Source organism: Delftia sp. K82, from assembly GCF_002193035.1.
GTDB classification, from domain to species: Bacteria; Pseudomonadota; Gammaproteobacteria; order Burkholderiales; family Burkholderiaceae_C; genus Comamonas; species Comamonas acidovorans.
On record NZ_MYFL01000001.1, the window covers coordinates 1,503,776 to 1,528,808 of the forward strand.

Annotated in this window: 25 protein-coding genes; 21 read left to right on the plus strand and 4 right to left on the minus strand. The window is 60.3% G+C overall.

Annotation, left to right across the window (positions count from 1 at the left end; all coding sequences use genetic code 11):
• Positions 1–16 precede the first annotated feature (16 nt).
• The 12 genes from KDK82_RS06470 to KDK82_RS06510 all read left to right on the plus strand — a co-directional run bounded on the left by KDK82_RS06470 (position 17) and on the right by KDK82_RS06510 (position 13,496).
• A complete protein-coding gene (locus tag KDK82_RS06470) occupies positions 17–2,326 on the plus strand; it encodes a type VI secretion system Vgr family protein (RefSeq protein WP_088164312.1) in 2,310 nt (769 codons plus the stop codon).
• An 11-nt stretch (positions 2,327–2,337) separates the two neighbouring features.
• Complete coding sequence (locus tag KDK82_RS06475; protein WP_088164313.1) at positions 2,338–3,447, plus strand: DUF2169 domain-containing protein; 1,110 nt, start codon at positions 2,338–2,340, stop codon at positions 3,445–3,447.
• 3 nt (positions 3,448–3,450) lie between these two features.
• On the plus strand, positions 3,451–3,810 hold the full coding sequence (locus KDK82_RS06480) for a DUF4150 domain-containing protein (protein ID WP_088164314.1): 360 nt from the start codon (positions 3,451–3,453) through the stop codon (positions 3,808–3,810).
• A gap of 29 nt (positions 3,811–3,839) precedes the next feature.
• On the plus strand, positions 3,840–4,451 hold the full coding sequence (locus KDK82_RS31775) for a hypothetical protein (RefSeq protein ID WP_143343398.1): 612 nt from the start codon (positions 3,840–3,842) through the stop codon (positions 4,449–4,451).
• Positions 4,452–4,505: 54 nt separating this feature from the next.
• Entirely contained in the window at positions 4,506–8,522 is a 4,017-nt protein-coding gene (locus KDK82_RS06485) for an RHS repeat-associated core domain-containing protein (protein ID WP_088164315.1), read from the plus strand.
• Positions 8,509–8,985: a hypothetical protein gene (locus KDK82_RS31780; RefSeq protein ID WP_143343399.1), complete on the plus strand. Its 477-nt coding sequence runs from the start codon at positions 8,509–8,511 to the stop codon at positions 8,983–8,985. Before KDK82_RS06485 ends, KDK82_RS31780 begins: the two co-directional genes overlap by 14 nt.
• A 209-nt stretch (positions 8,986–9,194) precedes the next feature.
• Positions 9,195–9,824, plus strand: a complete 630-nt coding sequence (locus KDK82_RS06490) for an RHS repeat-associated core domain-containing protein (protein ID WP_088164316.1) — start codon at positions 9,195–9,197, stop codon at positions 9,822–9,824.
• A 9-nt stretch (positions 9,825–9,833) separates the two neighbouring features.
• Positions 9,834–10,349 (plus strand): hypothetical protein, encoded by a 516-nt coding sequence (locus KDK82_RS31785; protein WP_143343400.1) that lies wholly within the window; start codon positions 9,834–9,836, stop codon positions 10,347–10,349.
• A gap of 396 nt (positions 10,350–10,745) precedes the next feature.
• Positions 10,746–11,729: an RHS repeat domain-containing protein gene (locus KDK82_RS06500; RefSeq protein WP_088164318.1), complete on the plus strand. Its 984-nt coding sequence runs from the start codon at positions 10,746–10,748 to the stop codon at positions 11,727–11,729.
• Entirely contained in the window at positions 11,730–12,209 is a 480-nt protein-coding gene (locus KDK82_RS31790; RefSeq protein ID WP_143343401.1) for a hypothetical protein, read from the plus strand.
• A gap of 232 nt (positions 12,210–12,441) precedes the next feature.
• Complete coding sequence (locus KDK82_RS06505) at positions 12,442–13,098, plus strand: RHS domain-containing protein (RefSeq protein WP_218827062.1); 657 nt, start codon at positions 12,442–12,444, stop codon at positions 13,096–13,098.
• The gene (locus KDK82_RS06510; RefSeq protein WP_088164320.1) at positions 13,095–13,496 is read left to right on the plus strand and encodes a hypothetical protein; all 402 of its coding nucleotides are present in this window, start codon (positions 13,095–13,097) and stop codon (positions 13,494–13,496) included. The genes KDK82_RS06505 and KDK82_RS06510 overlap by 4 nt, the downstream gene beginning before the upstream one ends.
• A 19-nt stretch (positions 13,497–13,515) precedes the next feature.
• Here the strand turns inward: KDK82_RS06510 and KDK82_RS06515 are convergent, their stop codons facing one another.
• Both KDK82_RS06515 and KDK82_RS06520 read right to left on the minus strand, forming a co-directional pair.
• Complete coding sequence (locus tag KDK82_RS06515) at positions 13,516–14,262, minus strand: enolase (RefSeq protein ID WP_088164321.1); 747 nt, start codon at positions 14,260–14,262, stop codon at positions 13,516–13,518.
• On the minus strand, positions 14,259–14,513 hold the full coding sequence (locus tag KDK82_RS06520) for a hypothetical protein (RefSeq protein WP_017407498.1): 255 nt from the start codon (positions 14,511–14,513) through the stop codon (positions 14,259–14,261). Before KDK82_RS06520 ends, KDK82_RS06515 begins: the two co-directional genes overlap by 4 nt.
• A gap of 187 nt (positions 14,514–14,700) precedes the next feature.
• Between KDK82_RS06520 and KDK82_RS06525 the strand changes: the two genes are divergently transcribed.
• From KDK82_RS06525 to KDK82_RS06560, 7 genes are all read left to right on the plus strand, one after another.
• Entirely contained in the window at positions 14,701–17,049 is a 2,349-nt protein-coding gene (locus tag KDK82_RS06525) for a bifunctional salicylyl-CoA 5-hydroxylase/oxidoreductase (protein ID WP_088164322.1), read from the plus strand.
• 204 nt (positions 17,050–17,253) lie between these two features.
• Positions 17,254–18,057, plus strand: a complete 804-nt coding sequence (locus KDK82_RS06535) for an SDR family NAD(P)-dependent oxidoreductase (RefSeq protein ID WP_088164324.1) — start codon at positions 17,254–17,256, stop codon at positions 18,055–18,057.
• A 45-nt stretch (positions 18,058–18,102) separates the two neighbouring features.
• Complete coding sequence (locus KDK82_RS06540; RefSeq protein ID WP_088164325.1) at positions 18,103–18,960, plus strand: enoyl-CoA hydratase family protein; 858 nt, start codon at positions 18,103–18,105, stop codon at positions 18,958–18,960.
• Positions 18,961–18,962: 2 nt separating this feature from the next.
• Positions 18,963–20,132 carry an acyl-CoA dehydrogenase family protein gene (locus tag KDK82_RS06545; protein ID WP_013801799.1) on the plus strand — a complete coding sequence of 390 codons (1,170 nt, stop codon included), beginning with the start codon at positions 18,963–18,965 and terminating at the stop codon, positions 20,130–20,132.
• 41 nt (positions 20,133–20,173) lie between these two features.
• Entirely contained in the window at positions 20,174–21,814 is a 1,641-nt protein-coding gene (locus KDK82_RS06550) for an AMP-binding protein (RefSeq protein ID WP_088164326.1), read from the plus strand.
• A gap of 9 nt (positions 21,815–21,823) precedes the next feature.
• Positions 21,824–22,276, plus strand: coding sequence for a thioesterase family protein (locus KDK82_RS06555; protein ID WP_088164327.1), 453 nt, complete (start codon positions 21,824–21,826; stop codon positions 22,274–22,276).
• A 4-nt stretch (positions 22,277–22,280) separates the two neighbouring features.
• Positions 22,281–22,685: a RidA family protein gene (locus KDK82_RS06560; protein WP_012206268.1), complete on the plus strand. Its 405-nt coding sequence runs from the start codon at positions 22,281–22,283 to the stop codon at positions 22,683–22,685.
• A 54-nt stretch (positions 22,686–22,739) separates the two neighbouring features.
• Here the strand turns inward: KDK82_RS06560 and KDK82_RS06565 are convergent, their stop codons facing one another.
• Both KDK82_RS06565 and KDK82_RS31795 read right to left on the minus strand, forming a co-directional pair.
• A complete protein-coding gene (locus tag KDK82_RS06565; protein ID WP_012206267.1) occupies positions 22,740–23,018 on the minus strand; it encodes an H-NS family nucleoid-associated regulatory protein in 279 nt (92 codons plus the stop codon).
• Positions 23,019–23,259: 241 nt separating this feature from the next.
• Positions 23,260–23,652, minus strand: a complete 393-nt coding sequence (locus tag KDK82_RS31795) for a hypothetical protein (RefSeq protein ID WP_143343402.1) — start codon at positions 23,650–23,652, stop codon at positions 23,260–23,262.
• Positions 23,653–23,786: 134 nt separating this feature from the next.
• On the opposite strand from KDK82_RS31795, the gene KDK82_RS06570 reads away from it, so the two are divergent.
• Positions 23,787–24,401 carry a TetR/AcrR family transcriptional regulator gene (locus KDK82_RS06570; RefSeq protein WP_012206266.1) on the plus strand — a complete coding sequence of 205 codons (615 nt, stop codon included), beginning with the start codon at positions 23,787–23,789 and terminating at the stop codon, positions 24,399–24,401.
• Between the two features lie 134 nt (positions 24,402–24,535).
• Positions 24,536–24,922 carry a DUF2946 family protein gene (locus KDK82_RS06575; RefSeq protein ID WP_088164328.1) on the plus strand — a complete coding sequence of 129 codons (387 nt, stop codon included), beginning with the start codon at positions 24,536–24,538 and terminating at the stop codon, positions 24,920–24,922.
• The last annotated feature ends 111 nt before the right edge of the window (positions 24,923–25,033 follow it).

The following is a 25,033-nucleotide window of genomic DNA, read 5'->3' on the forward strand; positions in this document are numbered from 1 at the left end:
CAGGGCGGCGCGCACTATGACACGCAGAGTCACCATACACACGCCATTGGGCGAGCAGCTGCATTTCCGTGAATTGCGCGGCCAGGAAAACATCAGCCAGCTCTTCAGCCTCGATGTGGAAATGCTCAGCGAAAGCGAAAGCATCGATCCCAAGGCCCTATTGGGCAAAAACGCCACCATAGAAATAGAAACCCAGGGCGGCGGCAGGCGCTTCATCGACGGCATCGTCACCCGCTTTGGCATGCAGGGCCAGGACCATCGCCACTACGCCTACAAGGCCCGCCTGAGCCCCTGGCTGTGGCTGGCCACGCGCAAGAGCGACTTTCGCATCTTCCAGAACCAGACCGTGCCCGACATCATCGAGCAGGTATTGGGCGTCTATGGCCATCCCCTGCAAAAGAAACTCACGCGCGCCTATCGCAGCTGGGACTACTGCGTTCAATACAACGAAAGCGATTGCGACTTTGTCTCGCGATTGATGGAGCACGAAGGCATTTACTACTTCTTCGAGCATGCCTCGGGCCAGCACACCCTGGTGCTGTGCGACGACATCATTGCCTCGCACAGCGTATTGCCCGGGGGCGCCTCCATTCCCTTTTATCCCCCGGAAAAAGCCGCCGCAGGCGATCAGGAAAACATCCACGCCTGGCATCTGGAGCAGGAAATCAAATCGGGCCGCCATTACAGCGACGACTACGACTTCAAGAAACCCCGGGCCGACCTCACCCACCTGCGGCGCGACCCACCGGGCCACGCCCATGACGGCCACGAAATCTATGAATGGCCGGGCGGCTACACCCAGCTGAGCGACGGCGAGGACTACATCCGCGTGCGCCTGAAGGAAAGCCTCACGGGCCAAAGCCGGGTGCGGGGCCAGTCCTGCCACCGGGCGCTGGCCACGGGCTACACCTTCAGCCTCTACAACTACCCGCGCGGCGACCAGAACCAGCAGTACCTGATCACGGGCCTGAGCTACCACTTGAAGGAGAACCCCCGCGTCAGCGCCGTGGCCCCGGGCGCCAAGGGCAGCGCCGCGGAAGACGGCTCCTTCCAGCGCTACGAGTTGCAGGCCCAACCCACGAGTCTTGCCTACACGCCCGCGCGCACCACGCCCAAGCCGCGCACCACGGGCCCGCAGACCGCCGTCGTCGTGGGCCCGGCCGGAGAAGAAATCTGGACCGACGAATACGGCCGCATCAAGGTGCAGTTCCACTGGGACCGGCTGGGCGGCATGAACGAGAACTCCAGCTGCTGGATCCGCGTGGCCACGAACTGGGCAGGCCCGGGATTCGGGGCCATCTCCATTCCCCGCATAGGGCATGAAGTCGTCGTCGACTTCCTCAATGGCGACCCGGACTATCCGCTGGTCACGGGCTGCGTCTACAACGCAGCCAACATGCCGCCCTGGGCGCTGCCGGCCAACGCCACGCAATCGGGCATCAAGACCAGATCGAGCAAGGGCGGGGCCGCAGGCGCGGGCATGAAGAACGGCCCGGGCGACGCCAACGCCATCCGCTTCGAGGACAAGGCTGGCGCCGAACAGCTGTGGCTGCACGCGCAAAAGGACCAGCTCACCGAAGTCGAGAACGACGAGGACAAATGGGTGGGCAACGACCGGCGCAAGACCGTGGACCGGGACGAGACCAACGTCATCCACCGGGACCGCACCGAGACCGTGGACCGCAACGAGAAGATCGATGTCCACGGCTGGCGCACTGAAGTGGTGGACCTGGATGAGACGCTGACCGTTCACCAGAACCGCCAACGGACCGTGGATCTGAACGAGACCGTGAAGATCGGGCAGTCACGCAACAAAACCGTTGGCAAACACGAGAAGGACAAGATAGGTCGCAACTGGTCCATCACTGTGGGCCGGTTCAAGACCGAGACCATAGGCATCGCCTACATGCAGAACGTGGGTGTCGCCAAGATGGTGAATATTGGCGTGGCCTACAACCTCAACGTGGGCATGACCATGATCACCAATGTGGGCAGCAGCCGCAAGGACACGATCGGCAAGACACAGGATGTCAGTGTGGGCGACAAGTACGAGCTCAAAGTCGGGGCGGGCAGTGGAGGAGGCGGCAGTGGAAGTGCATCTTCCGGGATGGCGATGAACATCACCGCGCCCAGCAGCGCGAATTCGGAAGGCGGCGGCGCGGCCGGGTCATCCATCACCATGGACTGCAAGAGCATTACGTTGAAGGTGGGCAAAAGCCTGATCGTGATGCAGGAGGATGGGACCATTGTCGTCAATGGAAACACCATCGATGTGGTTGGGTCCAAGCACATAGGCATGGAATCCGACCGGATAGACCTGAACTGAGGGGGGGTGCAATGAGCAGCCCCTCCTATGTTCTGGAATCTTCGACGCCCACTGCGGACTTGCCCGAAGTCAGAAATCGCACCCGCTTCCCGAGCCAGTATTTTCAGATGCTGGATACCGATGACCACGTATTTCACGTCATGGTCACCCGGATTACCTATGACCTGAATCGACTGGATGAAAACGGGTTTCCACGTCTTGCAAAACAGCAAGTTGAACTGGTGCAAACCGACGAGTTCTATACCGGGCGTCATACCAGCTCGATTGTCCAGGAGAGCGATTTTTCGCCCTACAAGCCCCGCTGCGATGTCATCTTCTCGCATGCCTTTGCATATTCTCCGGAGGAGAAGCCCTTCAATCGCTGGACTGCCGGTGTCAAGATCGATAAATGGGACAAGGTGTTGATGGTTTGCGGCCCGCGCGTCATACGCTCCGGTTTATTGGGCTGGCAGCTCAGTGAGCCAGAAAAGGCCACTCGTGTACCTATCTGCCATGAACTTGCGTTTGGTGGAACCTGTCGTTGGCCGGAAAAAAACGATGAAGACGCCGATCCCGAGATTTTTTCGCGTCATGAACTCAATCCGATTGGATGCGGATTCCTGGACAAGGCATGGGTCAAAAAAACCGGGAAAAATGAATTTCGTGCACCACAGATCGAAGTGTTCAACAAGGCCTTCGATGATGGATGGCTCCGCGGCCAGAACTATCCTGTGGTCGGGCTGGGGCCTATCGGACGCTGGTGGCAGCCACGTGTGCAGCTGACAGGCAGCTATGACCACAAATGGCTTGAAAGCCGTTGGCCTGCCTTGCCCAAGGATTTTGATTTTTCCTACTGGAACTGTACACCTGCGGACCAGCAGATTGATTATCCAAAAGGTGGCGAGAGCATTACCTTGTTCGGACTGACGCCAGGCGGAGGATATTTGCGCGCAAAGGTCCCAGGCAATCATCCTTATTCATTGGTGGGGCTTCACGCGGGCCCGGTACTGGAGCGCCCCATGCATCTAGATACGCTGATTTTCGACATGCAGAAGATGACACTGACCTGCGTGCACCGCACCAACATCGCGGCCAATGCAGGAATAAAGATGATCGAAGTTCTTCAGCGCACCCAGGAGTGATTTATGGCAAAGGAAATGGGAACAGCCCAGGATGGCCAGTTTGTCTTGATCAACACACTGCCGGATGTATGCCTGACGCCCAACAAAAAAGGGAAACCCATCCCTTATCCCATCATGCATAGCATGGATCAGAGTGGGCAGTGCTCTCCCAATGTGTTTTTTGCAGGAAAGCCTGCCTACCTGCACGAAGAGAGCTACGTGGACAACGTGAAAGGTGATGAGCCAGGTGGAGGCAAGGGAATCGTTTCCGGCACGCATGTAGCTATCAGCCGCAGCGAGCAGCACAGCGCCACCGTTTTTGTCAACCAACGCCATGTGGTGCGGACCGGTGACAAGGTCTGGATGAATCGCAAGAAACCCTGACCTGACATGATAATAATGGATTATTGCAAATGACCACCTCCGGCAATCGAGTCAGTGATGGCTACGAATATTCAAGAAGCCCAAAAGGTGATGGATGGGTTCTTCATGAAGTTGTGGTCAAGCCCGATGAAAGCTATAAGGTCTACAAACGCGCGACGAAGAAAGCGAACGGATTCCCGCAGCCTGGCACCCATGCCAATGCCCCGGGGATCATCACGCCAAAAACCGAGACATATCAAGGCTCAGCGCCTGCGCAGCAGAAGACAGAACCAAAGCCGGGGCTGCCACCATTGTCCGACTGGGAAAAAGGCATCGATGGGCTGAAGAACTATGTCGATGGCGTTCCTCGTGAAAAGATAAGAGGGGAAACTTCTGCGATTCTTACTGAGCTTGGCGACTATGGGTCAGGGCGATCCATTCCTGGTGGGGGGCCTGAACAATATGCGCGCCGCGAGCAGCTGAAAGTGGCTTTGGAACTTTTCAAAGAAAGGGCCAGCAAGGAGAGCATTGATCCCAAGGATGTCCCTGAATTGGGAAGCTATGCACGCAACCAGCTCACTACGGTATTTGCTGCCTCCCTGTCCGGGGCGTTTATTCGGCGCAGGGGCAAGGGGAAATCCGACAAGAACTGCGCCTGCTAGAAAAATTCTGCAGTGCAAAAAATAGACAAATAGATAAAAAGAGAGGGAAAACGCATGAGCGCCAATCCTGAAACGATTCAACTGGCCTATGGCGCATGCGTGCTCAATGGGGTCAACGAGCGAGACTTCGTGATCGACGGGGCCATGCCCCTGCATTGGCAGCGTACCTACCTGTCCGACAACGCGCATGCAGGCCTCCTTGGCAGGGGATGGACTGTGCCCATGTCGCTACATCTGCTCGCAATGCCCGAGGAAGTGGTCCTCATCGATGCGCAGGGCCGGCGTATTTCGTTTCCGCGTCTGGAGGCAGGCCAGCAGTTCTACTCCCGGTATGAGCACATCACGCTGCGGTGTGTAGAGGGTGCAAGCTGGGAAGTGGTCAGCCAGGATGGCACGCGCCTGCTGTTCGGCCGTGGCGGCGAAGCGCCTGGGGCCGCCGCAGCGGCCGCCACCCGCTATATCCCCTTGGCGGGAGTGGAGGACAGCAACGGCAACGGCTTCCACCTGCAGTACGACGCCGCCGGCCTGCCCGTGACACTGCGCAGGACGGACGGCGTCCAAGTGGGTTTCGCCTATGACTGGTCCATCGTCCCGGGCAGTCCCCGGCTGGTGCAGGTGCTATGGCATGGTCAGCTCGAGGAAGAGGCGCCGGCGCCTGCACAGGCGCCGCTGTTGGTCAGCTACCGCTACAGCAAGGATGGCGACCTGAGCGAAGTCGTGGATGACACCGGTGTCGTCTGCCAGCGGTTCACGTACGTGGACCACCGACTGGTGGAGCGCCAGGAAGCCAGTGGGTTGGTTGTCCGCTACGAATGGAGTTCCCTCCAGCCAGAGGCCAAGGTACTGGCCATGCGGCACTCCACAGGCGCGCAGTGGCACATGCGCTATGACGACGCGGCGCACACGGTCCAGGTCACGCACAGCAGCGGCACGATGTCCCGCAGCTTCGAGCAACGCTTCGATGCGGATGGCCACCTTCTTGCATTGGTGGATGCGCTGGGCGGCGTTACCCGGCTCGAACGCGATGCCTATGGGAACGTGCTTTCACACACCGACGCCCAAGGCAACATCACCACCTACCAATACGACGCGCGGGGCCGGACCACGTTGGCACACCTGCCTGACGGCGGCCAGGAGTCCACGCAGTGGCTGCAGGGCCAGGACAAGCCTGTCGCCATCACCGATGCCCTGGGGCGGACCACCCGTTTCGAATGGGATGAGCGCGGAAACCTTCTGAGCACCACGGCTGCGGACGGCAGTACCACCCGCTACCGCTACGACCAGCGCGGCCTGCCCGTCACCATCACCGATGCCCTGGGCAAATCCCGGCAACTGCAATACAACGCGCTGGGCCAGCTCGTCCAATACACGGACTGCTCCGGCCAGCCCACGCAACTGCTATGGGATCTTGAGGGCAACGTGCTGTCCATCACCGACGCACTGGGCCACAAGACGCTGCACGGATACACGCGCCTCAACCGTGGCCGGCGCCTGACCTTGCTGCGCGCAGCGGATGGCAGCGAGGAACGCTTCGCCTATGACCCGGCAGGCCGCCTGATTGCGCACCAGGACCCACTGGGACAGAACACCCGCTACCAGCTCGACGTCTACGGCAACCCGCTCGCCCGCACCAATGCGCTGGGCCATTCGTTGCAGTACGAGTACGACGGCTTCGGTCGCCTTACGCGCCTCATCAACGAAAACGGGGCCCACTACCGTTTTGCCTGGGATGCCCTGGATCGTCTCCTGGCGGAGCAGGGCTTTGATGGCCGGCGCCTGGACTACCGCTACAACCGTGTCGGCCATCTGCTGGAAATGGTCGATGGACTGTCCCAGGGCGCCACATGGATGGGGCGCGATCCATCAGCCATCCGTACCTACTACCAGCGCGATGCCGTGGGGCGCATGCTGGAGCGCCGGGCCCACAAGCGCGGGCAGCCATCCACGCGCACCCGCCTGGCCTACGACGCCGCGGGCCAGCTCACCATGGCACGCAATGCCAATGCACGGGTGCAACTGCTCTACAACCCCGTGGGCCAGATCGCCAGCGAAATCCTGCACACCCGCCTGGGCCAGCACAGTGCACTCACGCACCGCTACGACCTGCTGGGCAACCGCATCTCCACCTGCCTGCCCGATGGCCGGACCATCCACACGCTGACCTATGGATCGGGCCACGTGCATCAGATCCATATCGACGGTGAAGTCATCTGCGACTTTGAACGCGACGCCCTGCATCGGGAGATCGAGCGCAGCCAAGGCACCCTGCGCAGCCGCTACCACCTGGACCCCCTGGGACGCCTGCTGGCCAGCCAGGCCGGGCCCGCCTCAGACGGGACAAGCACAGCGCCTGCTGCCAGCACCCACAACACTACCAGCGGCCAAAGCATCGCAAGGCGCTACAGCTACGACGCCGCAGGCCAGTTGCAAAGCATCGACGACAGTCGCACGGGCCGCACGCTCTACCAGTACGACGCCATCGGCCGCCTGACCCAAGCCCTGGCGGGCCATGCGGCGGAGCGCTTCGCCTTCGACCCGGCGCACAACCTCATCGACCCCGATCAGCCGCCGCCACAACAAGCCAGCCCTGCCAGCCCGCGCCCGCCAGGCACGGAGACTCCGGACGAACAATGGGCGCGCTACGTCAGGGGGCACCTCTCAGACCCCAACTTCAACCTGCTCCAGGCGAGGGACGACGCGCTCATCGCCAGCGCCGACCCTGCGCAATGGGATCGCGTGGCGGGCAACCGGCTCAAGGTCTGGCAGGAGCACCGCTACGAGTACGACACCTGGGGCAACTGCACCGACAAACGCAGCGGCAAGCACCAGATACAGCACTACACCTGGGATGCGGAGCACCAGCTCATTGCCGTCCACACGGAAAACCAGAACCAGCGCCAAGGTGAGAAGGCGCACTGGCGCTATGCCTACGATCCCTTTGGTCGGCGCATAGCCAAATGGCAGGAAACGCCTGAACAGAAAAAGTCCGCCCTCCAAGTCACCCACTTCCTGTGGGACGGTAACCGCCTGCTGGCCGAACACGCCCTGCAGCACAAGGACGGCAAGGACACGACAAGCCACAGGCTCTACCTGTATGAGCCCGACAGCTTCGTGCCGCTTGCCCAGGTGCAAAGCCTCTGGAACAAGGATCAGCAGGCGCGCGACAAAGCCCTGGGCAACCCCTTTGTGCAACAGTCCCTGCACGAAGCGCGCAATGACGACAAGCTCTGGAGCACCAAGGTCCTGCCGCTGCAGCGCAAACTGCAATCGCGCCTGAAGGGCGTGGTGCCTCAGGAAGCTCCCCTCAAGGCGCTGCAAAACCAGACCTTGCATGTACATACGGACCACCTGGGCACCCCCCGGGAACTGACAAACGCAGATGGCCATATCGTCTGGGCCGCCAGCTACAAGGCCTGGGGCGCCACGGCCAACATCGACCATCCGGCCGTGCTGCAGACGGTACGCATGGGCAATACCTTGACCCAGCACTGGGTTGAGCAGGACCAGGACAGCCGACCTGAGCAGCACCTGAGATTCCAGGGCCAATACTTTGACGTTGAGACAGGGCTGCACTACAACCGGTTCAGGTATTACGATCCGGATGTGGGGAGGTTTGTTAGTCAGGATCCGATTGGGTTGGTTGGGGGCGTGAATCACTATTTTTATGCACCTAATCCGATTAACTGGAGCGATCCATATGGCTTGACTGGTGCTCGATCAATACAAACTGGTCCCAATATTCCTGGGGGGACGGTTTCTGGATTGAGTACGGGGGAAGGAGGGGAAGGAATTACCAACGAAGCGGTGCAGCGGGCAATGGACAGGGTGCCCGAAAAATTCCGTTCACCATTCCATGGAGATTGTGCGGAGCCAAATGGAATGAGTAAGGCTGCAAATTTAGCGGGTGTAAAAACTGATGAGGAGCTAAAGAATATGAACAAAGGGTCGCAGATTTCAGCGCACAGAAATGACAAGAAAGGAAAGTTAATGAACCCTTGCTCTAGTTGTCAATATTTGCTTGATGAGCAGGGTGTGGGTTGCTTTACGAGGTTATTAAATGGAAAACCTTAATGTAAAAGATATAATTGCAGAAATATATAAAATTCTCGATTGGGAAAATGTTGGATTTTATTGTATTATAGATCTATATGTTAAATATTTGAATGATTTATATGAGAAGCCGAAGTTTAACGAAAAAATAAGCATTTTAACCAATTTTGATTTTAAAAAATATTTGCAATATGCTGAACAGAATTCGAAGAGATTACTTTCTGATGAAAAAAACAAAAAATTAAAAGAAGAGCTGTGGCGGGAAAATGATGGTAGTCCGCAGAATATAAAATCAATTATTAGATTGTTGATAACAGCGCTAACTACCGAGCAGGAGATGCTGGCTTATAGTAATTATCCAGAATATGTGGCTACGGATTTGCTGGATCTTATGATTATTAGTTTGGCTAAGGTCGATCTTGAGTATGCAAATGGTTTCTTGAATTTCTCTAGGACGCGCTTTGGACTGGATAATAGACTTTGAGCACAAACTGCAATCGCACCTAAAGGGTGGCGTTGTGCCGCAGGAATATCAGCCCCAAGGCGCTGCAAAGATGTACACGCCGACCATCTAGGCGCCCTCTCGGGAACTGACCAACGCAGACGGCCATAGCGTCTGGGCCGCCAGCCAGCTACAAGGCCTGTGGCGCCACGGCCAGCAGTGACCATCTCGCCGTGGTGCAGACGGTACGGATGGTCAATACCTTGACCCAGCACTGGGTGGAGCAGGACCAGGACGGCGAACCTGAGCAGCGCCTGAGATTCCAGGGCCAATACTTTGACGTTGAGACGGGGCTGCATTACAACCGGTTCAGGTACTACGATCCGGATGTGGGGAGGTTTGTTAGCCAGGATGTCGTTCGCTTAGTTGGCGGTATAAATTTTTACTTCTATGCAGCTAATCCTATTGCATTTGTTGATCCCTGGGGGATGGCACCGATTGCGCATCAACGAAATGGCAAGACTTTATGCATTAAAGATAAATTCGCGGCAAACTCTCCTGAATCCAAAGAGCTAAAAAACTTTGTTGATCGATGGAATAAACAAATAAAAAACAATGGAGGCAGTATGACTCGAAGAGTTCTTTCTTCTCAGGAGCAGAAAGATTCTGATGAGTGGAAACGAAAAATACGGTGTCAATGTCTGGCAGGTAAGGTCGCGGGACATGTTCCAGATGCTGCAGCTGGTGGGCCGGCAGTTCCTTTGGATTGGATGGCGCAGTTCCCTGCAACCAACGGATATGTAGGCGGACTTGTTCGACATTTGCCTGTTGGATATTCCTATGACAATGTGAAGCTTGTTGCGGATTTAGCAAACTGCTAAGGAGAAGATATGAACGTTCTAGATCTTTTGAGAAAATATAAAAATATAAGAGATGCTGAAATTCCAAAACTTGGTCCACATAGGATTGAAAAATCCATTCCTTACTCAGGAGGTATAATGACTTTTGAGCCAGGTTTCTCTAGGCCGATAAGTCCTATGTTGAAAAAGAGATTTGAATTTTGTTCGACATGGGAGAATGCATATCTATCGCAGAAATGGCTTTCTATTGATGAAATAAATAATTGGGAAAATGATGAAAAAATAAATGAATGGGTAAATCTGAGGAAAGAAAATTCCTACGATGGAGATCCTTTGGAAGATTATCCAATGAGAAATTTGGCTATTTTTGCTATCAACCCATATGAGCCCGAAGAGATCTATTTGGTGTGGGATGAGGGTAGATTGGAGCCCAGGGTGTGGCATTATGTTGGTGCCGAATTCTATAGATTTAATTCTTTCAGAAGGTTTCTATTGTATATCAATGGGATGATGGAGGATACGGATACTGTTAGGGAGGTACTTTAGTGATATTTCATATGTCGATCAATTTATATTATTTCTGCCGATATTCTAAGGTTTCAGATGGTTGATGTTGCTCGCCTAAATCTGTAAATTCGCTGCTCCCGATTTTCGGGAAAATAATTGAAGAAAAATTTATATTATTGATGTATTTATAAGATATGGTATGGGCTCATCGCTCAGTATCGATTTGCTTTGTTCGGCAGATGGGATGAATCTTGCTTTCTAAAAATATACATTCCTTGAATGAGGTAAATAATTATCGATATGAGGCGAAGCTGGTGAATGTGAGAAAAAAGGGGCGAGGAAGTTGGATATATCAAGTCTCTTAAGGAGAGGCTTAAATTAGATCAATTGAGTGATAGAGATTATATTTTTAGGTCTCTATAAATCTGGAGCTTCATGCCGCTGGCCCAGGTGCAAAGCCTGTGGGGCAAGGACCAGCAGGCGCGCGACAAGGCCCTGGGCAACCCCTTCGTGCAGCAGGCCCTGCACGAAGCGCGCAATGACGGCAAGCTCTGGAACACCAAGGTCCTGCCGCTGCAGCGCAAACTGCAATCGCGCCTGAAGGGCGTGGTGCCGCAGGAATCACCCCCCAAGGCGCTGGAAAGCCGTACCTTGCATGTGCACACGGACCATCTGGGCACTCCGAGGGAATTGACCAACGCGGAAGGCCACATCGTCTGGGCCGCCAGCTACAAGGCCTGGGGAGCCACGGCCAGCATTGACTACCCCGCCCTGCTGCAGACGGTACGCATGGGCAATACCTTGACCCAGCACTGGGTGGAGCAGGACCATAGCAGCCAACCTGAGCAGCACCTGAGATTCCAGGGCCAATACTTTGACGTTGAGACAGGGCTGCATTACAACCGCTTCAGGTACTACGATCCGGATGTGGGGAGGTTTATTAATCAAGATCCTGTTAAATTACTTGGAAGCTTGAATTTTTATAGCTATGCTGCAAATCCTACAGAGTTCGTAGATCCCTGGGGGTTGGCACCTGAAGCATATAAAATGAATGGAAAGACTCTTTGTATTAAAGACAAATTTCCAGCAGGATCGCCAGAATCTAATGAACTTAGGGAGTTTGGCAAGCGATGGCAAAATCAAATTGATAGTAATGGTGGCTCCATTACCAGAAGAAAACTTAGTGCACAAGAGCAAAGGGACTCTGATAAATGGAAGAGGTCTATGCGATGCCAATGTGGTCCAACCAAAGTGGCTGGTCACGTACCAGATGCGGCGGCAGGCGGATCCGCTATTCCTAAAGATTGGATGGCGCAACTTCCAAGTACAAACAGCTATGTTGGAGGTATAGTATCGAAATTACCTGTTGGATATTCATATGATACTGTTAAGATTGTTTCCAGTTTAGGAGGTTGCTAAATGACCAATATTCATTCTCTGATGTTGAATTACCAGAGGGAAATGAAAAATATAGGAGAAATGATTGGCTTCCCATCTGCAGCTAAAGTTATTAACGAAAATAAAATATATGCTATTGATGGAGTTACCAAATATGATCTAAGTCCAATGCTGAGAGATCGATTTATTTTTTGCGACAGATGGGATGATTTTTATCTTTCTCAAAATATGCTATCTTTGGATGAGATAAATAGTTTCCCATACAATGCGAAGTTGGTGGAGTGGATAAGTCTGAGAAAAGAAAATTGGGATCATGTGCCTCCGGAAAGTGTGGGGGATTCTTTCTGCTCTATTTTTTCATTCAATCCTTATGAACCAGAAGAGATATATATTGACTGGAGCGATTCCAGGAAAGAGCCTACGATCTGGCATTGCGCTCAGTCGGATTACTATAAATATGACAATCTAGAAGAATTTTTTATGGAGATATCAAAAATATAATAAAAATATAATATTTTTGAGTGGCTTACTTTCTTTTGGCTTCTACAAAAATCTTGTAGAGATATCTTTTTGATTGTGGAGATGTGTGTAAGCCAAAAATAGCGCTCAGGCGTCCTGGCGTTATGCCTACGACTCCTTTGGCCGGTGCATAGCCAAATGGCAGGAAGCGCCCCAACAAGAAAAGGTTGCGTCCGGCCTCTGCACAGGGACGGCCTCCCCCATCACCCACTTTTTGTGGGATGGCAACCGCCTGCTGGCCGAACACGCCCTGCAGCACAAGGACGGCAAGGACACGACAAGCCACAGGCTCTACCTTTACGAGCCCGACAGCTTCGTGCCGCTGGCCCAGGTACAAAGCCTCTGGAACAAAGACCAGGAGGCGCGCGACAAGGCCCTGGGCAACCCCTTTGTGCAGCAGGCCCTGCACGAAGCGCGCAATGACGACAAGGTCTGGAACACCAAGGTCCTGCCGCTGCAGCGCAAACTGCAATCGCGCCTGAAGGGCGTGGTGCCGCAGGAAGCACCCCCCAAGGCGCTGGAAAGCCGTACCTTGCATGTGCACACGGACCATCTGGGCACTCCGCGGGAATTGACCAACGCGGAACGCCACATCGTCTGGGCCGCCAGCTACAAGGCCTGGGGCGCTACGGCCAGCATTGACTACCCCGCCGTGCTGCAGACGGTACGCATGGGCAATACCTTGACCCAGCATTGCGTGGAGCAGGACCAGGGCAGCCGGCCTGAGCAGCGCCTGAGATTCCAGGGCCAATATTTTGACGTTGAGACGGGCAGCACCCGCTGCAGCGCTTTGCCCCGGAATATGAACCCCTGCCAAACCCGCCCCCAAACCTGCCGGACAATCCATGGAAACCGAGGCACCGTTCCATGACAACTTCAACCCCCCTTCCCGAACCCGAATTGAGAGCCTTCGCCGCGGCGGCGGCCGAGCAGCAGCGATGCGCAGACTGCGCTGTGCTGTGGAGGCCGGGCTGGGAGTCCTTGTCGGGAGCGGACAGGACTTCGCATCTGCAGCAGGTTGGTGCGCTGGGCACGCCGGAGACACGGGAATTGCTTGATGAATACCACCCCCAGGGCACGAACCAGTGGTCGCCGGATGCCCCCATCGCCCTGGGCTGGCACCCGTACAACCGCTGCACGCTCTGGCGCTGCCACCATTGCAATGCCGCCTTTCTGCGCTACACGGAATACGGCGGCTACTACCAGGACGATCGCATCCGGCCGCTGCTGGCGCATCTGATCGTCACGCCCGAGCCGGGGCGAGTCTGAGCGGCGCTGCTCGGCCGACTCAGGTCCAGTCGAACGTGAACAGCACCGTGCGGCTTTCCGGCTCGTAGAACAGCAGGATGCTGTCCGCGCCCGTGGCGCACCAGTTGTAGCCGGCCACGTTGGCCACGTGGAAGAAGGGTTTGCCGTCGCGGGTGATGCGGATGCCGTCGTCTTCCAGTTCATCGCCCATGCCGGCGTTTTCCGCTTCGTCCAGCTGGAAGGCCGGGGGAATGGGCGGGTGGCTGGTCCAGTTGCCGTACCAGATGCCGCCGCCCAGGCTGTCCAGGTAGTCGTGCTCCATGGGCTCGCCCTTGCCGTAGCGCGAGTAGCTGGCCAGGCGGCCGTGCTCGGCGTAGTAGGCACTGGCCTTGGCGTGGCTGGCCAGCATTTCGTCGGTGTGCTCGCAGGCGAAGGCGTCCTTGGTGAACTGGCCGCCATGCTGCGGCGCACGCTGGAAGAAGCCTTCGTTGCCCAGGAAGCGGTAGCGGTTGTCGGGCGTCAGCTCCAGCGCAAACCAGTTGGGCGCGGTGAAGGCGTTGTGGTGGTCTTCGGTCTCATCGCCGATGCAGCCCTCGAAGGGCTCGACGGGGCACAGCATGTGGACCACGGTGCCGGCCAGTTCGGGCCGCACCAAGCCCAGGTCGATGGAGATCAGCGGCAGCAGGTGCTCGGCCAGCCAGGGCTGGTCGGCCACGAAGATGTCGGCGGCGGCGGGAAAGGGGCTGAGGCCCGGCTTCAGTTCGCGGACTTCGGTTTGCTGGGTCAAGAGGAACTCCTGGGTGAGGGGATAGTGGTGCCGGGGGTGATCTCGAAGATGTCCTGGTCCGATGCGGCCGCGCTCTCGTGGTAGATGTCGTAGAGGTACTGCGCCAGTTCGGCGTGGGTGACATCGCAGGGAATGGCCAGCAGGGCGGGAGCACGCTTGCCGTCGGCGCCGACGTTGAAGCAGCGCCACTGGGCCTGCGCGCGTTCGATGGCGATGATGCGGCCGAAGACATTGAACCGGTATTTTTCCAAGGGAGATCCTCCTGGCGATCCGGCATCGTAGCGGCTGTCGGGGAGCTCATGCGTGTTCTCCCTAGGTTCGTGCCGGCGTTTCGTCTATATATTTCAAACCTAAACTATTCAGGCTTAAAGTTCTTGGGCCTGGATTCTGAACCTGGGGCGTCCTGTGCCGTCGCCCTGCGAGAAAAGGGTTTGCGGTATGAAGATCGTTTGCATCGGTGGAGGTCCCGCCGGCCTGTACTTCGGCCTGCTGATGAAGCTGCAGGACCCCGCCAACGAGGTCACGGTGGTGGAGCGCAACCGGCCCTACGACACCTTTGGCTGGGGCGTGGTGTTCTCGGACGCCACCATGGACAACCTGCGCGAGGCCGATCCGGTGTCGGCCCGCACGATTGGTGACGCCTTCAACCACTGGGACGATATCGACATCCACTTCAAGGGCCGCAGCCTGCGCAGCAGCGGCCATGGCTTCATCGGCATAGGCCGCAAGAAGCTGCTCAACATCCTGCAGGCGCGCTGCGAGGACGTGGGCGTGAAGCTGGTGTTCGAGAACTTCGTGCAGGACGACCAGGCGATGGCGCGCGAGTACGACGCCGACCTGGTCATCGCCTCGGACGGCATCAACAGCCAGGTGCGCACGCGCTATGCCGATACCTTTCGGCCCGATATCGACCAGCGCCGCTGCCGCTTCGTGTGGCTGGGCACGACCAAGGTGTTCGATGCCTTCACCTTCGCCTTCGTGCAGACCGAGCACGGCTGGTTCCAGGCCCATGCCTACCGCTATGAAGACGGCATGTCCACCTTCATCGTGGAGACGCCCGAGGAGACCTGGCAGGCCGCCGGCATCGAGCAGATGAGCCAGGAAGAGGGCATTGCCTATTGCGAGAAGCTGTTCGCCCCCTGGCTGGACGGCCATGCCCTGGTCAGCAATGCCACGCACCTGCGCGGCTCGGCCATCTGGATCCGCTTTCCGCGCGTGATCTGCAATACCTGGGTGCACTGGAACGCGCTGGACACGCCGCGCGGCCCGCGCAGCGTGCCCGTGGTGCTGATGGGCGATGCGGCGCACACGGCGCATTTCTCGATTGGCTCGGGCACCAAGCTGGCGCTGGAGGATGCGATCGAGCTGGCGCGCAGCCTGCGGTCTGCGGGGGGCATCGAGGCCGGCCTGCGCCACTACGAGGAGGTGCGCAGCGTGGAGGTGCTCAAGATCCAGAACGCGGCGCGCAATTCCACGGAATGGTTCGAGAACGTGGAGCGCTATGCGGGCCTGGAGCCGGAGCAGTTCGCCTATTCGCTGCTGACGCGCTCGCAGCGCATCTCGCACGAGAACCTGCGCCTGCGCGATGCCGCCTGGCTGCAGGGCTTCGAGCGCTGGATTGCCGAGCATGCGGGCGAGACCGTGCCCGAAGGCCGCCGCCCGCCCATGCCCATGCTCACGCCCTACCAGGCGCGCGGCCTGCGGCTGAAGAACCGCATCGTGGTCTCGCCCATGGCCATGTATTCCTGCACCGACGGCGTGCCTGGCGACTTCCACCTGGTGCACCTGGGCGCGCGCGCCATGGGCGGCGCGGGCCTGGTGATGGTGGAGATGACCTGCACCTCGCCCGACGCGCGCATCACGCCCGGCTGCCCCGGGCTGTGGAACGACGAGCAGGCGCAGGCCTTTGGGCGCATTGTCGATTTCGTGCACGCGCAGGGCGGTGCGCACATTGGCGTGCAGCTGGGGCATGCGGGGCGCAAGGGATCGACCCAGCTGGGCTGGCAAAAGATCGACCATCCGCTGGAGCAGGGCAACTGGCCGCTGCTGTCGGCATCGGCCCTGCCCTATATCGAGGGCCTCTCGCAAGTGCCCGCCGCCATGACCCGCGCCGACATGGACCGCGTGCGCGAGGACTTCGTGGCCGCCACGCGGCGCGCCGCGGCAGCGGGATTTGACTGGCTGGAGCTGCACTGCGCGCACGGCTACCTGCTGTCCAGCTTCATCTCGCCGCTGACCAACCGGCGCGACGACGAATACGGCGGCAGCCTGGACAACCGCCTGCGCTTTCCGCTGGAGGTGTTCGAGGCGGTGCGTGCAGCCTGGCCGCAGGACAAGCCCATGTCGGTGCGCATCTCGGCCCATGACTGGGTGGAGGGCGGCATCACGCCCGACGATGCGGTGGAGATCGCGCGCCGCTTCAAGGCGGCGGGCGCCGACATGATCGACTGCTCCTCGGGCCAGGTCAGCCCCGACCAGAAGCCGGTGTACGGCCGCATGTACCAGACGCCGTTTGCCGACCGCGTGCGCAACGAGGCCGGCATACCGACCATTGCCGTGGGTGCCATCTTCGAGGCCGACCATGCCAACGCCATCATTGCCTCGGGCCGCGCCGACCTGTGCGCGCTGGCGCGTCCGCACCTGGCCGATGCGGCCTGGACGCTGCGCGAGGCTGCGCGCCTCGGTGCGCAGGATGTGGATTGGCCGAACCAGTACCAGCCCGGCAAGCGCCAGTTGGAAACCAACTTCGAACGCGCCGCCGCCATGGCGCAGTTGGACGCGAAATGAAACTACACCCCCTGAGTCGCTTCGCGCCTTCCCCCGTGTGCACGGCGCCCTCTCTCGCTTCGCGGGAGGGGGGCATACGGGCCACCGGCGACACCGTCGGTGCGGGGCGGCGCGGCCGGCCCAGGCCCTTCCTCGGCGTCCCTCGCTGTGTGGTGCACCGGTTTCATGGGTTGCGGGTGGCTCGCATCGCCACGGGTGATTGAAATGACCATATCTTTGAATCTTCTTGAAGGGCGCCATGCCCTGGTGACGGGCGGGGCGCGCGGCATAGGCCTGGCCTGTGCGCGGGCGCTGCTGGCGCGCGGCGCGCGGGTCACGCTGCTGGGACGCGATGGTGCGGCGCTGGAGGCTGCCGTGCGCGAGCTGGACGGCACGGCCCAGACAGCACAGATGGTGCAGTCCGTGCAGGCGGATATTGCCGACGAGGCCTCGGTGCGCCAGGCCTTCGCGCAGGCCGAGGCGGCCTTCGGCCCCGTGCAGGTGCTGGTCAACAACGCGGGCCAGGCCAGCAGCCAGAAGTTCGAGCGCACCGATGCCGCACTGTGGCAGGCCATGCTGGCCGTCAATCTCACAGGCACCTTCCACTGCATGCAGGCCGCGCTGCCGGGCATGCTGGCTGCGCGCTGGGGCCGCATCATCAATGTGGCCAGCACGGCAGGGCTGATCGGCTATGCCTATGTCAGCGCCTATTGCGCGGCCAAGCATGGCGTGATCGGCCTCACGCGCTCGCTGGCGCTGGAGACGGCGGGCAAGGGCGTGACGGTGAACGCCGTCTGCCCCGGCTATACCGAGACCGACATCGTGCGCGGCGCCGTGGCCAACATCGTGGACAAGACCGGCATGACGGCGGATGAGGCCCGCGCCAGGCTGGCCGAACGCAACCCGCAGGGCCGCCTGGTCCAGCCCGAGGAAGTGGCCGAGACCGTGGCCTGGCTGGCCCTGCCGGCATCGGCCTCGGTCAACGGCCAGTCCATTGCCGTCGACGGCGGCGAGGTGATGACCGGCTGAACCCGGTCCACTCCCCCCGTTTTCTGAATTCTTGATGGAGACACCATGAGCACCCAGCCCGAAGAACACAGCATGCAGCACCACAAGCGCCCCCTGGCCGGCTACGAGGCCAGGACCTTTGTGTGGCAGGTATCGGCCGACGGCAAGATCGGCACCATCACCCTGAACCGGCCCGAGCGCAAGAACCCGCTGACCTTCGGCTCCTACGCCGAGCTGCGCGACCTGTTCCGCGCCCTGGTCTATGCCACCGACATCAAGGCCGTGGTGGTCACGGGCGCGGGCGGCAATTTCTGCTCGGGCGGCGATGTGCACGAGATCATCGGCCCGCTCACCAAGATGAGCATGCCCGAGCTGCTGGACTTCACGCGCATGACGGGCGACCTGATCAAGGCCATGCGCGCCTGCCCGCAGCCCATCGTGGCGGCGGTGGACGGTATCTGCGCCGGCGCGGGTGCCATGGTGGCACTGGCTGCCGACATGCGCCTGGGCACGCCGGCCGCGCGCACGGCGTTTCTCTTCACCCGCGTGGGCCTGGCCGGTGCCGACATGGGCGCCTGCACGCTGCTGCCGCGCATGATCGGCCAGGGCCGCGCCTCCGAGCTGCTGTACACGGGCCGCGCCATGACGGCCGAGGAGGGCGCTGCCTGGGGCTTCTTCAATGCCTTGCATGGCGCCGAACAGATCGGCGAAGCCGCCCATGCGCTGGCCGCCCAGCTGGCCGCCGGCCCCACCTTTGCCCATGGCGTGACCAAGAAGCTGCTGCACCAGGAATGGAACATGGGCGTGGACGAGGCCATCGAGGCCGAAGCCGAGGCCCAGGCCATCTGCATGCAGACGCGCGACTTCCACCGCGCCTACGAGGCCTTCGTGGCCAAGCAAAAGCCTGTCTTTGAAGGAAACTGAAAATGCGTGATTCCTCCTGGCTGGACTGGCCCTTCTTCGACGACGCCCACCGCACGCTGGCGCATGAGGCCGATGCCTGGTGCGCCCAATCCCTGGGCGATGTGGACCACCACGATGCCGATGCGGCCTGCCGCCAACTGGTGAAGGCCCTGGGCCAGGCCGGCTGGCTGCGCTATGCCGTGCCGTCCGGCCCCGGCGGCGCCTGGGGCGGGGCCTTGCCCGAGGTGGACTCGCGTGCGGTCTGCATCCTGCGCGAGACCCTGGCCCGCCATGAAGGCCTGGCCGACTTCGCCTTTGCCATGCAGGGCCTGGGCAGCGGTGCGATATCGCTCATGGGGTCGGATGCGCTGCGCCAGCGCTACCTGCCGCGCGTGGCGCGCGGCGAGGCCATTGCGGCCTTTGCGCTGTCCGAGCCCGATGCGGGCTCCGACGTGGCCGCCATGGCCTGCGAGGCGCGGCTCGAAGGCGACCACTATGTGCTCAACGGTGCCAAGACCTGGATCTCCAACGGCGGCATTGCCGACTTCTACTGCGTGTTCGCCCGCACGGGCGAGGCACCCGGGGCGCGCGGCATCAGCGCCTTCGTGGTCGATGCGGACACGCCGGGCTTTTCGATCGGCGAGCGCATCGAACTGATCGCGCCGCACCCGCTGGCCACCATCCGCTTCGACAACTGCCGCATACCCGTGTCGCAGCGCCTGGGCGAGCCGGGGCAGGGCTTCAAGCTGGCCATGATGACGCTGGACATCTTCCGCGCCTCGGTGGCCGCCGCCGCACTGGGCTTTGCGCGCCGCGCGCTGGATGAAGGCCTGGCACGCGCCAAGTCGCGCCGCATGTTCGGCCAGACCCTGGGCGACCTGCAGCTGACCCAGGCGGCGCTGGGCGACATGGACACTGCCATCGACGCATCGGCCCTGCTGACCTACCGCGCCGCCTGGATGCGCGATGTGAAGAAGACGCGCACCACGCGCGAGGCGGCCATGGCCAAGATGACGGCCACCGAATCGGCCCAGGCCGTGATCGACCGCGCGCTGCAGATGTTCGGCGGGGCGGGCGTGGTCTCGGGCATGCCGGTGGAGACGCTGTACCGCGAGATCCGCGCGCTGCGCATCTACGAGGGCGCGACCGAGGTGCAGAAACTCATCATCGCGCGCGAGCTGCTCAAGGCCTGAGCGGCAGGCTGCCCATTCAACGCAAAGCCAGGGAACATCGCATGCAAGCCTCCGCCCACATCGATACTTTCGCCCGGGACAACCTGCCGCCACCCGACCAATGGCCCGAGTTCCTGCTCGACGGGCCGGACGTGGCCTATCCCGAACGCCTGAACTGCGCGGCCGAACTGGTCGATGCCATGGTGGCGCGCGGCCATGGCGGCCGCGTTGCCCTGCGCTGGAGGCAGGGCGCCGACCAGGCCGCCATGACCTATGCCGAACTGCAGGCGCTGACCAACCGCATCGCCCATGTGCTGGTGGAAGACCTGCAGCTGGTGCCCGGCAACCGGCTGCTGCTGCGCGGCCCCAACAACGCCATGATGGCCGCGTCCTGGCTGGCCGCCATCAAGGCCGGGCTGGTGACGGTGCCAACCATGCCGCTGCTGCGTGCCAAGGAGCTGCAGCAGATCATCGCCAAGGCCCAGGTGCAGGCCGTGCTGTGCGATGTGCGCCTCAAGGACGAGGTGCAGCTGTGCCTGCAGCCCGGCCATGAACACCATTGCCCGGACCTTTCGCGCGTGCTGTATTTCAACGACGGCGCAGCCGATGCGCTGGATGCCCTGGCCGCAGCCAAGCCCGACACCTTCGCCTGCTGCGATACGGCGGCAGACGATGTCTGCCTGATCGCCTTCACCAGCGGCACCACGGGCGCGCCCAAGGGCTGCATGCATTTCCACCGCGACGTGCTGGCCATGTGCGACCTGTTCCCGCGCCATGTGATCCGGCCGGGCCCGGACGACATCTTCTGCGGCACGCCGCCGCTGGCCTTCACCTTTGGCCTGGGCGGGCTGCTGTGCTTTCCGCTGCGCGTGGGCGCCAGCACCGTGCTGGCCGAAAAGCTCACGCCCGAAGGGCTGCTGCAGCTGGTGCAGGATTTCCGCACCACCATCGTCTTCACCGCGCCCACCTTCTACCGGCAGATGGCGGCGCAGGCAGCGCGCTTCGATCTGTCGTCGCTCAGGAAAAGCGTGTCGGCCGGCGAGGCCCTGCCCGACGCCACGCGCCAGCTGTGGAAGCAGGCCACGGGCATCGAGATGATCGACGGCATCGGCGGCACCGAGCTCATCCACGTCTTCGTGTCCAGCCCGCCCGAGGAGGTGCGCGCGGGCGCCATCGGCAAGGTCGTGCCCGGCTACGTGGCCCAGGTGGTGGACGACGACATGCAGCCCGTGCCCGACGGCACGCCCGGCCGCCTGGCCATCAAGGGGCCGACCGGCTGCCGGTATCTTGCCGACGAGCGCCAGAAGCGCTTTGTGCAAAACGGCTGGAACCTGCCCGGCGACACCTTTGTGCGCGACGCCGACGGCTATCTGTTCTATCAGGCGCGCAATGACGACATGATCATCTCGGCCGGCTACAACATCGCCGGCCCCGAGGTGGAGGATGCGCTGCTGCGCCACGAGGCCGTGGCCGAATGCGGCGTGATCGGCGCGGCAGACGACGAGCGCGGCCAGGTGGTCAAGGCCTTTGTGGTGCTCAAGCCCGGCTTTGCGGCCGGCGACGACATGGCGGCCACACTGCAGGCCTTCGTCAAGGCCAGCATTGCGCCCTACAAGTACCCGCGCGCCATTGTCTTCGTGCCGGCCCTGCCGCGCACCGAGACCGGCAAGCTGCAGCGATTCGTGCTGCGCAAGATGCCGTGAGCGCGCGCCATGGCCTCCGCCTTCTTCAGCCAGGTGCAGGTGCTGTTTCGCCATTGCGATCCGGCCGGCATCGTCTTTTACCCGCGCTATTTCGAGATGGTCAACGACCTGGTCGAGGAATGGTTCGACAGGGGAATGGGCCTGCCCTTTCACACCTTGCATGTACAGCGCCAGGTGGGCACGCCCACGGTGTCGGTGCAATGCGATTTCACGGCGCCCAGCCGCTGGCACGACACGCTGCGCCAGGTATTGGAGGTGCGCCGCATCGGCGGGGCATCGTTCCAGTTCGATGTGCGTTTCGAGGGGCCGGACGGCCAACGCCGGCTGTCTGCGCGCATGACCATCGTCACCATGGATTTGCGCAGCATGAAGGCCACGCCACTGCCGGCCGATCTGCGCGAGCGCCTGCACGCCTATCTGGTGCCGCAGGACGGTTTTATGGATTCAACGAGAACAGGATGAAGCAATGAAGACTCTGCAACCCCCGGACTGGCTGGCGCCCCGAGGCTATGCCAATGGCATCCTGACCGAGATGACGGTCGGCTCCCGGCTGGTGTTCGTCGGCGGCCAGATTGGCTGGAACGGCCAGCAGCAATTCGAGTCGGACGACTTTGCGGAACAGGTGCGGCAGGCGCTGGCCAATATCGTCGCCATCCTCGCCGAAGGCGGCGCCAGGCCCGAGCACATCGTGCGCATGACCTGGTATGTGACCGACAAGCAGGAATACGTGGCTGCCTATCCGGCCATTGGAAAGCACTACCGCGAACTGATCGGGCGGCATTTCCCGGCCATGACGGCGGTGGAGGTGGCGGATCTGGTGGAAGACCGGGCCAAGGTGGAGATCGAGGTCACGGCGGTGGTGCCTGCATGACGCTCATCCGCGCATGTGCGCCGCCGAGCGGGCGGGCACATGCGCGGCAGGGACTCACTTGATTTCGAACAGGGTGCGGTCCTTGCCCAGGATCCAGTTCGGCGGCTTGCCGCGGCCGGTCCAGGTCTTGCCGGACTCGGGGTCCTGGTATTTGGCGGGAGCGCTCTTTTTGCCATCGGGCTTCCAGGGGAAGACCTGTTGCGCCGTGAAGCCGAACTCACGGACCAGCTCCTGCACCGATGCCAGGGCCGCTTTGGACTCCAGCTTGCGGGCATCGTCGATTTGCTGGTCGAGCAATTTTTTCTGGGCAATCAGCTCTTGGTATGTAGTCATCTTGATGGAAGAATTTCTAAGTGCGGCTATTTGTGTGAAAACTGCGCAGCAAGAGCCTGGACCCAGGACTCTTTGCAGAATGGTCAATTCTGGTGCATGTGCAGTGGGGATGAAGAACTCACCGTAAGTACAAATACTGATGATGTTGGCGCTCTATGGGGGGTAGGGCGCTTCTTCTCATGCCCGGGCATATTCCAAGGCGATCCGCATTATATCCAGGGCAATCTGGATAACCGGCACTTTACAAAAGCTGTTGTGCCGTTGTTACATTTGCAGAGCACTGTGGTTGGCGCTTCCTCCTCTGGAGACGACGTGCTGTCATGATTTTTTCAGGGGAGTGCGCAGCGTTGGCCGCGAAAGTTCCGCCTTGGGTATGGAAAACAATCAACATTTGCATTTTATCAATCAAATTATGAAAGCGATTTATAAAATATATTACATGTGATTTGATCGAGTTATTCAATGCATTGATTGATACCTGTGGTTTCATTTGAATAATCGATTTGCAGGATAGGTTTTTTTTATTGTCAAAGACCGCTTTTTCGAATGGTGAATGGCGGCACCTTCTGTCGATACAGGACAAGCGCATCGGTTTCCCGATTGCCGGAGCCATTGCAGCCTGTAGTTGTTTCAAGGGTGATTCTTGAAACGGATTTCGCGGCCCGGCCATGCGGCAGTCGGCGGGCGGCAGGCACCGAACGCTTGATTGGCGCGCTACCAACAGCCTGTTAGGATCGCCGCACTACAACGATCCACCACCTGGCAGACATGGCAAGAAGGCAGACCAGCGCCCACGACGGCAACGAGACCCGCGAGACCCTTCTCAAGCTGGCCGCCCGTACCTTCGGTGAGCAGGGCTACTCTGCCACCACCATGCGCAACATTGCCGAGCAGTCCGGGATCGAGGCCGCCAGCATCTACTACCACTTCGCCTCCAAGGAGGAACTGGTGGACGAGGTTATGGAGCAGGGCGGCAACCGCATCATCAGCCAGCAGCAGGAGCGCCTTGCCGCGCTGGGCGCCGACGCCACGGCCGAGCAGCGCTTTCGCGCAGCCGTGCTGGGCCAGATGGCGGGGCTGGTAAAGCATGGCGACTTCGCCCTGGCCCACGGCCGGCTGCTGGGCCAGCTGCCCGACAAGGTGCGCGAGCGCCAGATCAAGCGCCGCGAGCGCCACCAGAAATTCTGGAGCGGCCTGCTGGAAGACCTGCGTGCCGAAGGCCGCCTGCGGGCCGACGCCGACATCCACCTGGCGCGCATCATGATCCTGGGCAGCATCAACTCCATACAGTCCTGGTTCAACCCCCGCAAGGGCTCGCTGGAGAAGGTGGCAGACCAGATCTGCGACATGTTCTTCCGGGGCGTGGGGCCGGCAGATAAATAGGCGCAAGGCTGAAAATCGCCAATCGGCCTGTCACATGCCGATGGCATATTCCCGCGCTGCTGTCCCGGCCCTGTGCAGAAAATGGCGGCGGGTTGTTAATGATATTTAATTGTCAATAGTAAGATCGCCGTCTTATGCGTCTGCTTGTTTTGCGCCTGCTATTGCTGGCCGTGTTCTTCAACACGGCCATTGGCATGCCCCTTCACGGCGCAACGCATATCCGGCAAGCGGTGGCCGGGCCTGCCCAGGCTTTTGTGGGCCTCAACGGCTGCGAAGATGCGCTGACCGGCCAGGCCGGCCAACGCGGCCAGGCTGGCGAAAAGGCTGAAGTCGTCGAAGCCGCCGAAGCCGTCTGCGCATGGTGCATGGGCCATGCACCGCATGCGGCGGCCTGGCTGCCGTACTTCGGCCTGCCGCTGGCTGTGGTCGCGCCGCCTGAGAGGGTGCCGCCGCGCACCGTGGGCGGCGCCATCCCCTCGCAGAACCGCTGGGCCTTTGCATCGCGCGACCCGCCGCGCTGAACCCGCAAGCACTTTTCTCCTTCTCTTCCGCCAGTGCCCATTGGTGCTGGCGGCATGTCCGTGTTTGCGCGCTCCGGCTGTGGATGCCGGCGGCATGCGCCTGTGCCCGTT

Bases quoted from the DNA above. Each gene is read 5' to 3' on its own strand.
- KDK82_RS06470 (WP_088164312.1), top strand. From the start codon at position 17: ATGACACGCAGAGTCACCATACACACGCCATTGGGCGAGCAGCTGCAT.
- KDK82_RS06475 (WP_088164313.1), top strand. From the start codon at position 2,338: ATGAGCAGCCCCTCCTATGTTCTGGAATCTTCGACGCCCACTGCGGAC.
- KDK82_RS06480 (WP_088164314.1), top strand. From the start codon at position 3,451: ATGGCAAAGGAAATGGGAACAGCCCAGGATGGCCAGTTTGTCTTGATC.
- KDK82_RS31775 (WP_143343398.1), top strand. From the start codon at position 3,840: ATGACCACCTCCGGCAATCGAGTCAGTGATGGCTACGAATATTCAAGA.
- KDK82_RS06485 (WP_088164315.1), top strand. From the start codon at position 4,506: ATGAGCGCCAATCCTGAAACGATTCAACTGGCCTATGGCGCATGCGTG.
- KDK82_RS31780 (WP_143343399.1), top strand. From the start codon at position 8,509: ATGGAAAACCTTAATGTAAAAGATATAATTGCAGAAATATATAAAATT.
- KDK82_RS06490 (WP_088164316.1), top strand. From the start codon at position 9,195: ATGGTCAATACCTTGACCCAGCACTGGGTGGAGCAGGACCAGGACGGC.
- KDK82_RS31785 (WP_143343400.1), top strand. From the start codon at position 9,834: ATGAACGTTCTAGATCTTTTGAGAAAATATAAAAATATAAGAGATGCT.
- KDK82_RS06500 (WP_088164318.1), top strand. From the start codon at position 10,746: ATGCCGCTGGCCCAGGTGCAAAGCCTGTGGGGCAAGGACCAGCAGGCG.
- KDK82_RS31790 (WP_143343401.1), top strand. From the start codon at position 11,730: ATGACCAATATTCATTCTCTGATGTTGAATTACCAGAGGGAAATGAAA.
- KDK82_RS06510 (WP_088164320.1), top strand. From the start codon at position 13,095: ATGACAACTTCAACCCCCCTTCCCGAACCCGAATTGAGAGCCTTCGCC.
- KDK82_RS06525 (WP_088164322.1), top strand. From the start codon at position 14,701: ATGAAGATCGTTTGCATCGGTGGAGGTCCCGCCGGCCTGTACTTCGGC.
- KDK82_RS06535 (WP_088164324.1), top strand. From the start codon at position 17,254: ATGACCATATCTTTGAATCTTCTTGAAGGGCGCCATGCCCTGGTGACG.
- KDK82_RS06540 (WP_088164325.1), top strand. From the start codon at position 18,103: ATGAGCACCCAGCCCGAAGAACACAGCATGCAGCACCACAAGCGCCCC.
- KDK82_RS06545 (WP_013801799.1), top strand. From the start codon at position 18,963: ATGCGTGATTCCTCCTGGCTGGACTGGCCCTTCTTCGACGACGCCCAC.
- KDK82_RS06550 (WP_088164326.1), top strand. From the start codon at position 20,174: ATGCAAGCCTCCGCCCACATCGATACTTTCGCCCGGGACAACCTGCCG.
- KDK82_RS06555 (WP_088164327.1), top strand. From the start codon at position 21,824: ATGGCCTCCGCCTTCTTCAGCCAGGTGCAGGTGCTGTTTCGCCATTGC.
- KDK82_RS06560 (WP_012206268.1), top strand. From the start codon at position 22,281: ATGAAGACTCTGCAACCCCCGGACTGGCTGGCGCCCCGAGGCTATGCC.
- KDK82_RS06565 (WP_012206267.1), bottom strand. From the start codon at position 23,018: ATGACTACATACCAAGAGCTGATTGCCCAGAAAAAATTGCTCGACCAG.
- KDK82_RS06570 (WP_012206266.1), top strand. From the start codon at position 23,787: ATGGCAAGAAGGCAGACCAGCGCCCACGACGGCAACGAGACCCGCGAG.
- KDK82_RS06575 (WP_088164328.1), top strand. From the start codon at position 24,536: ATGCGTCTGCTTGTTTTGCGCCTGCTATTGCTGGCCGTGTTCTTCAAC.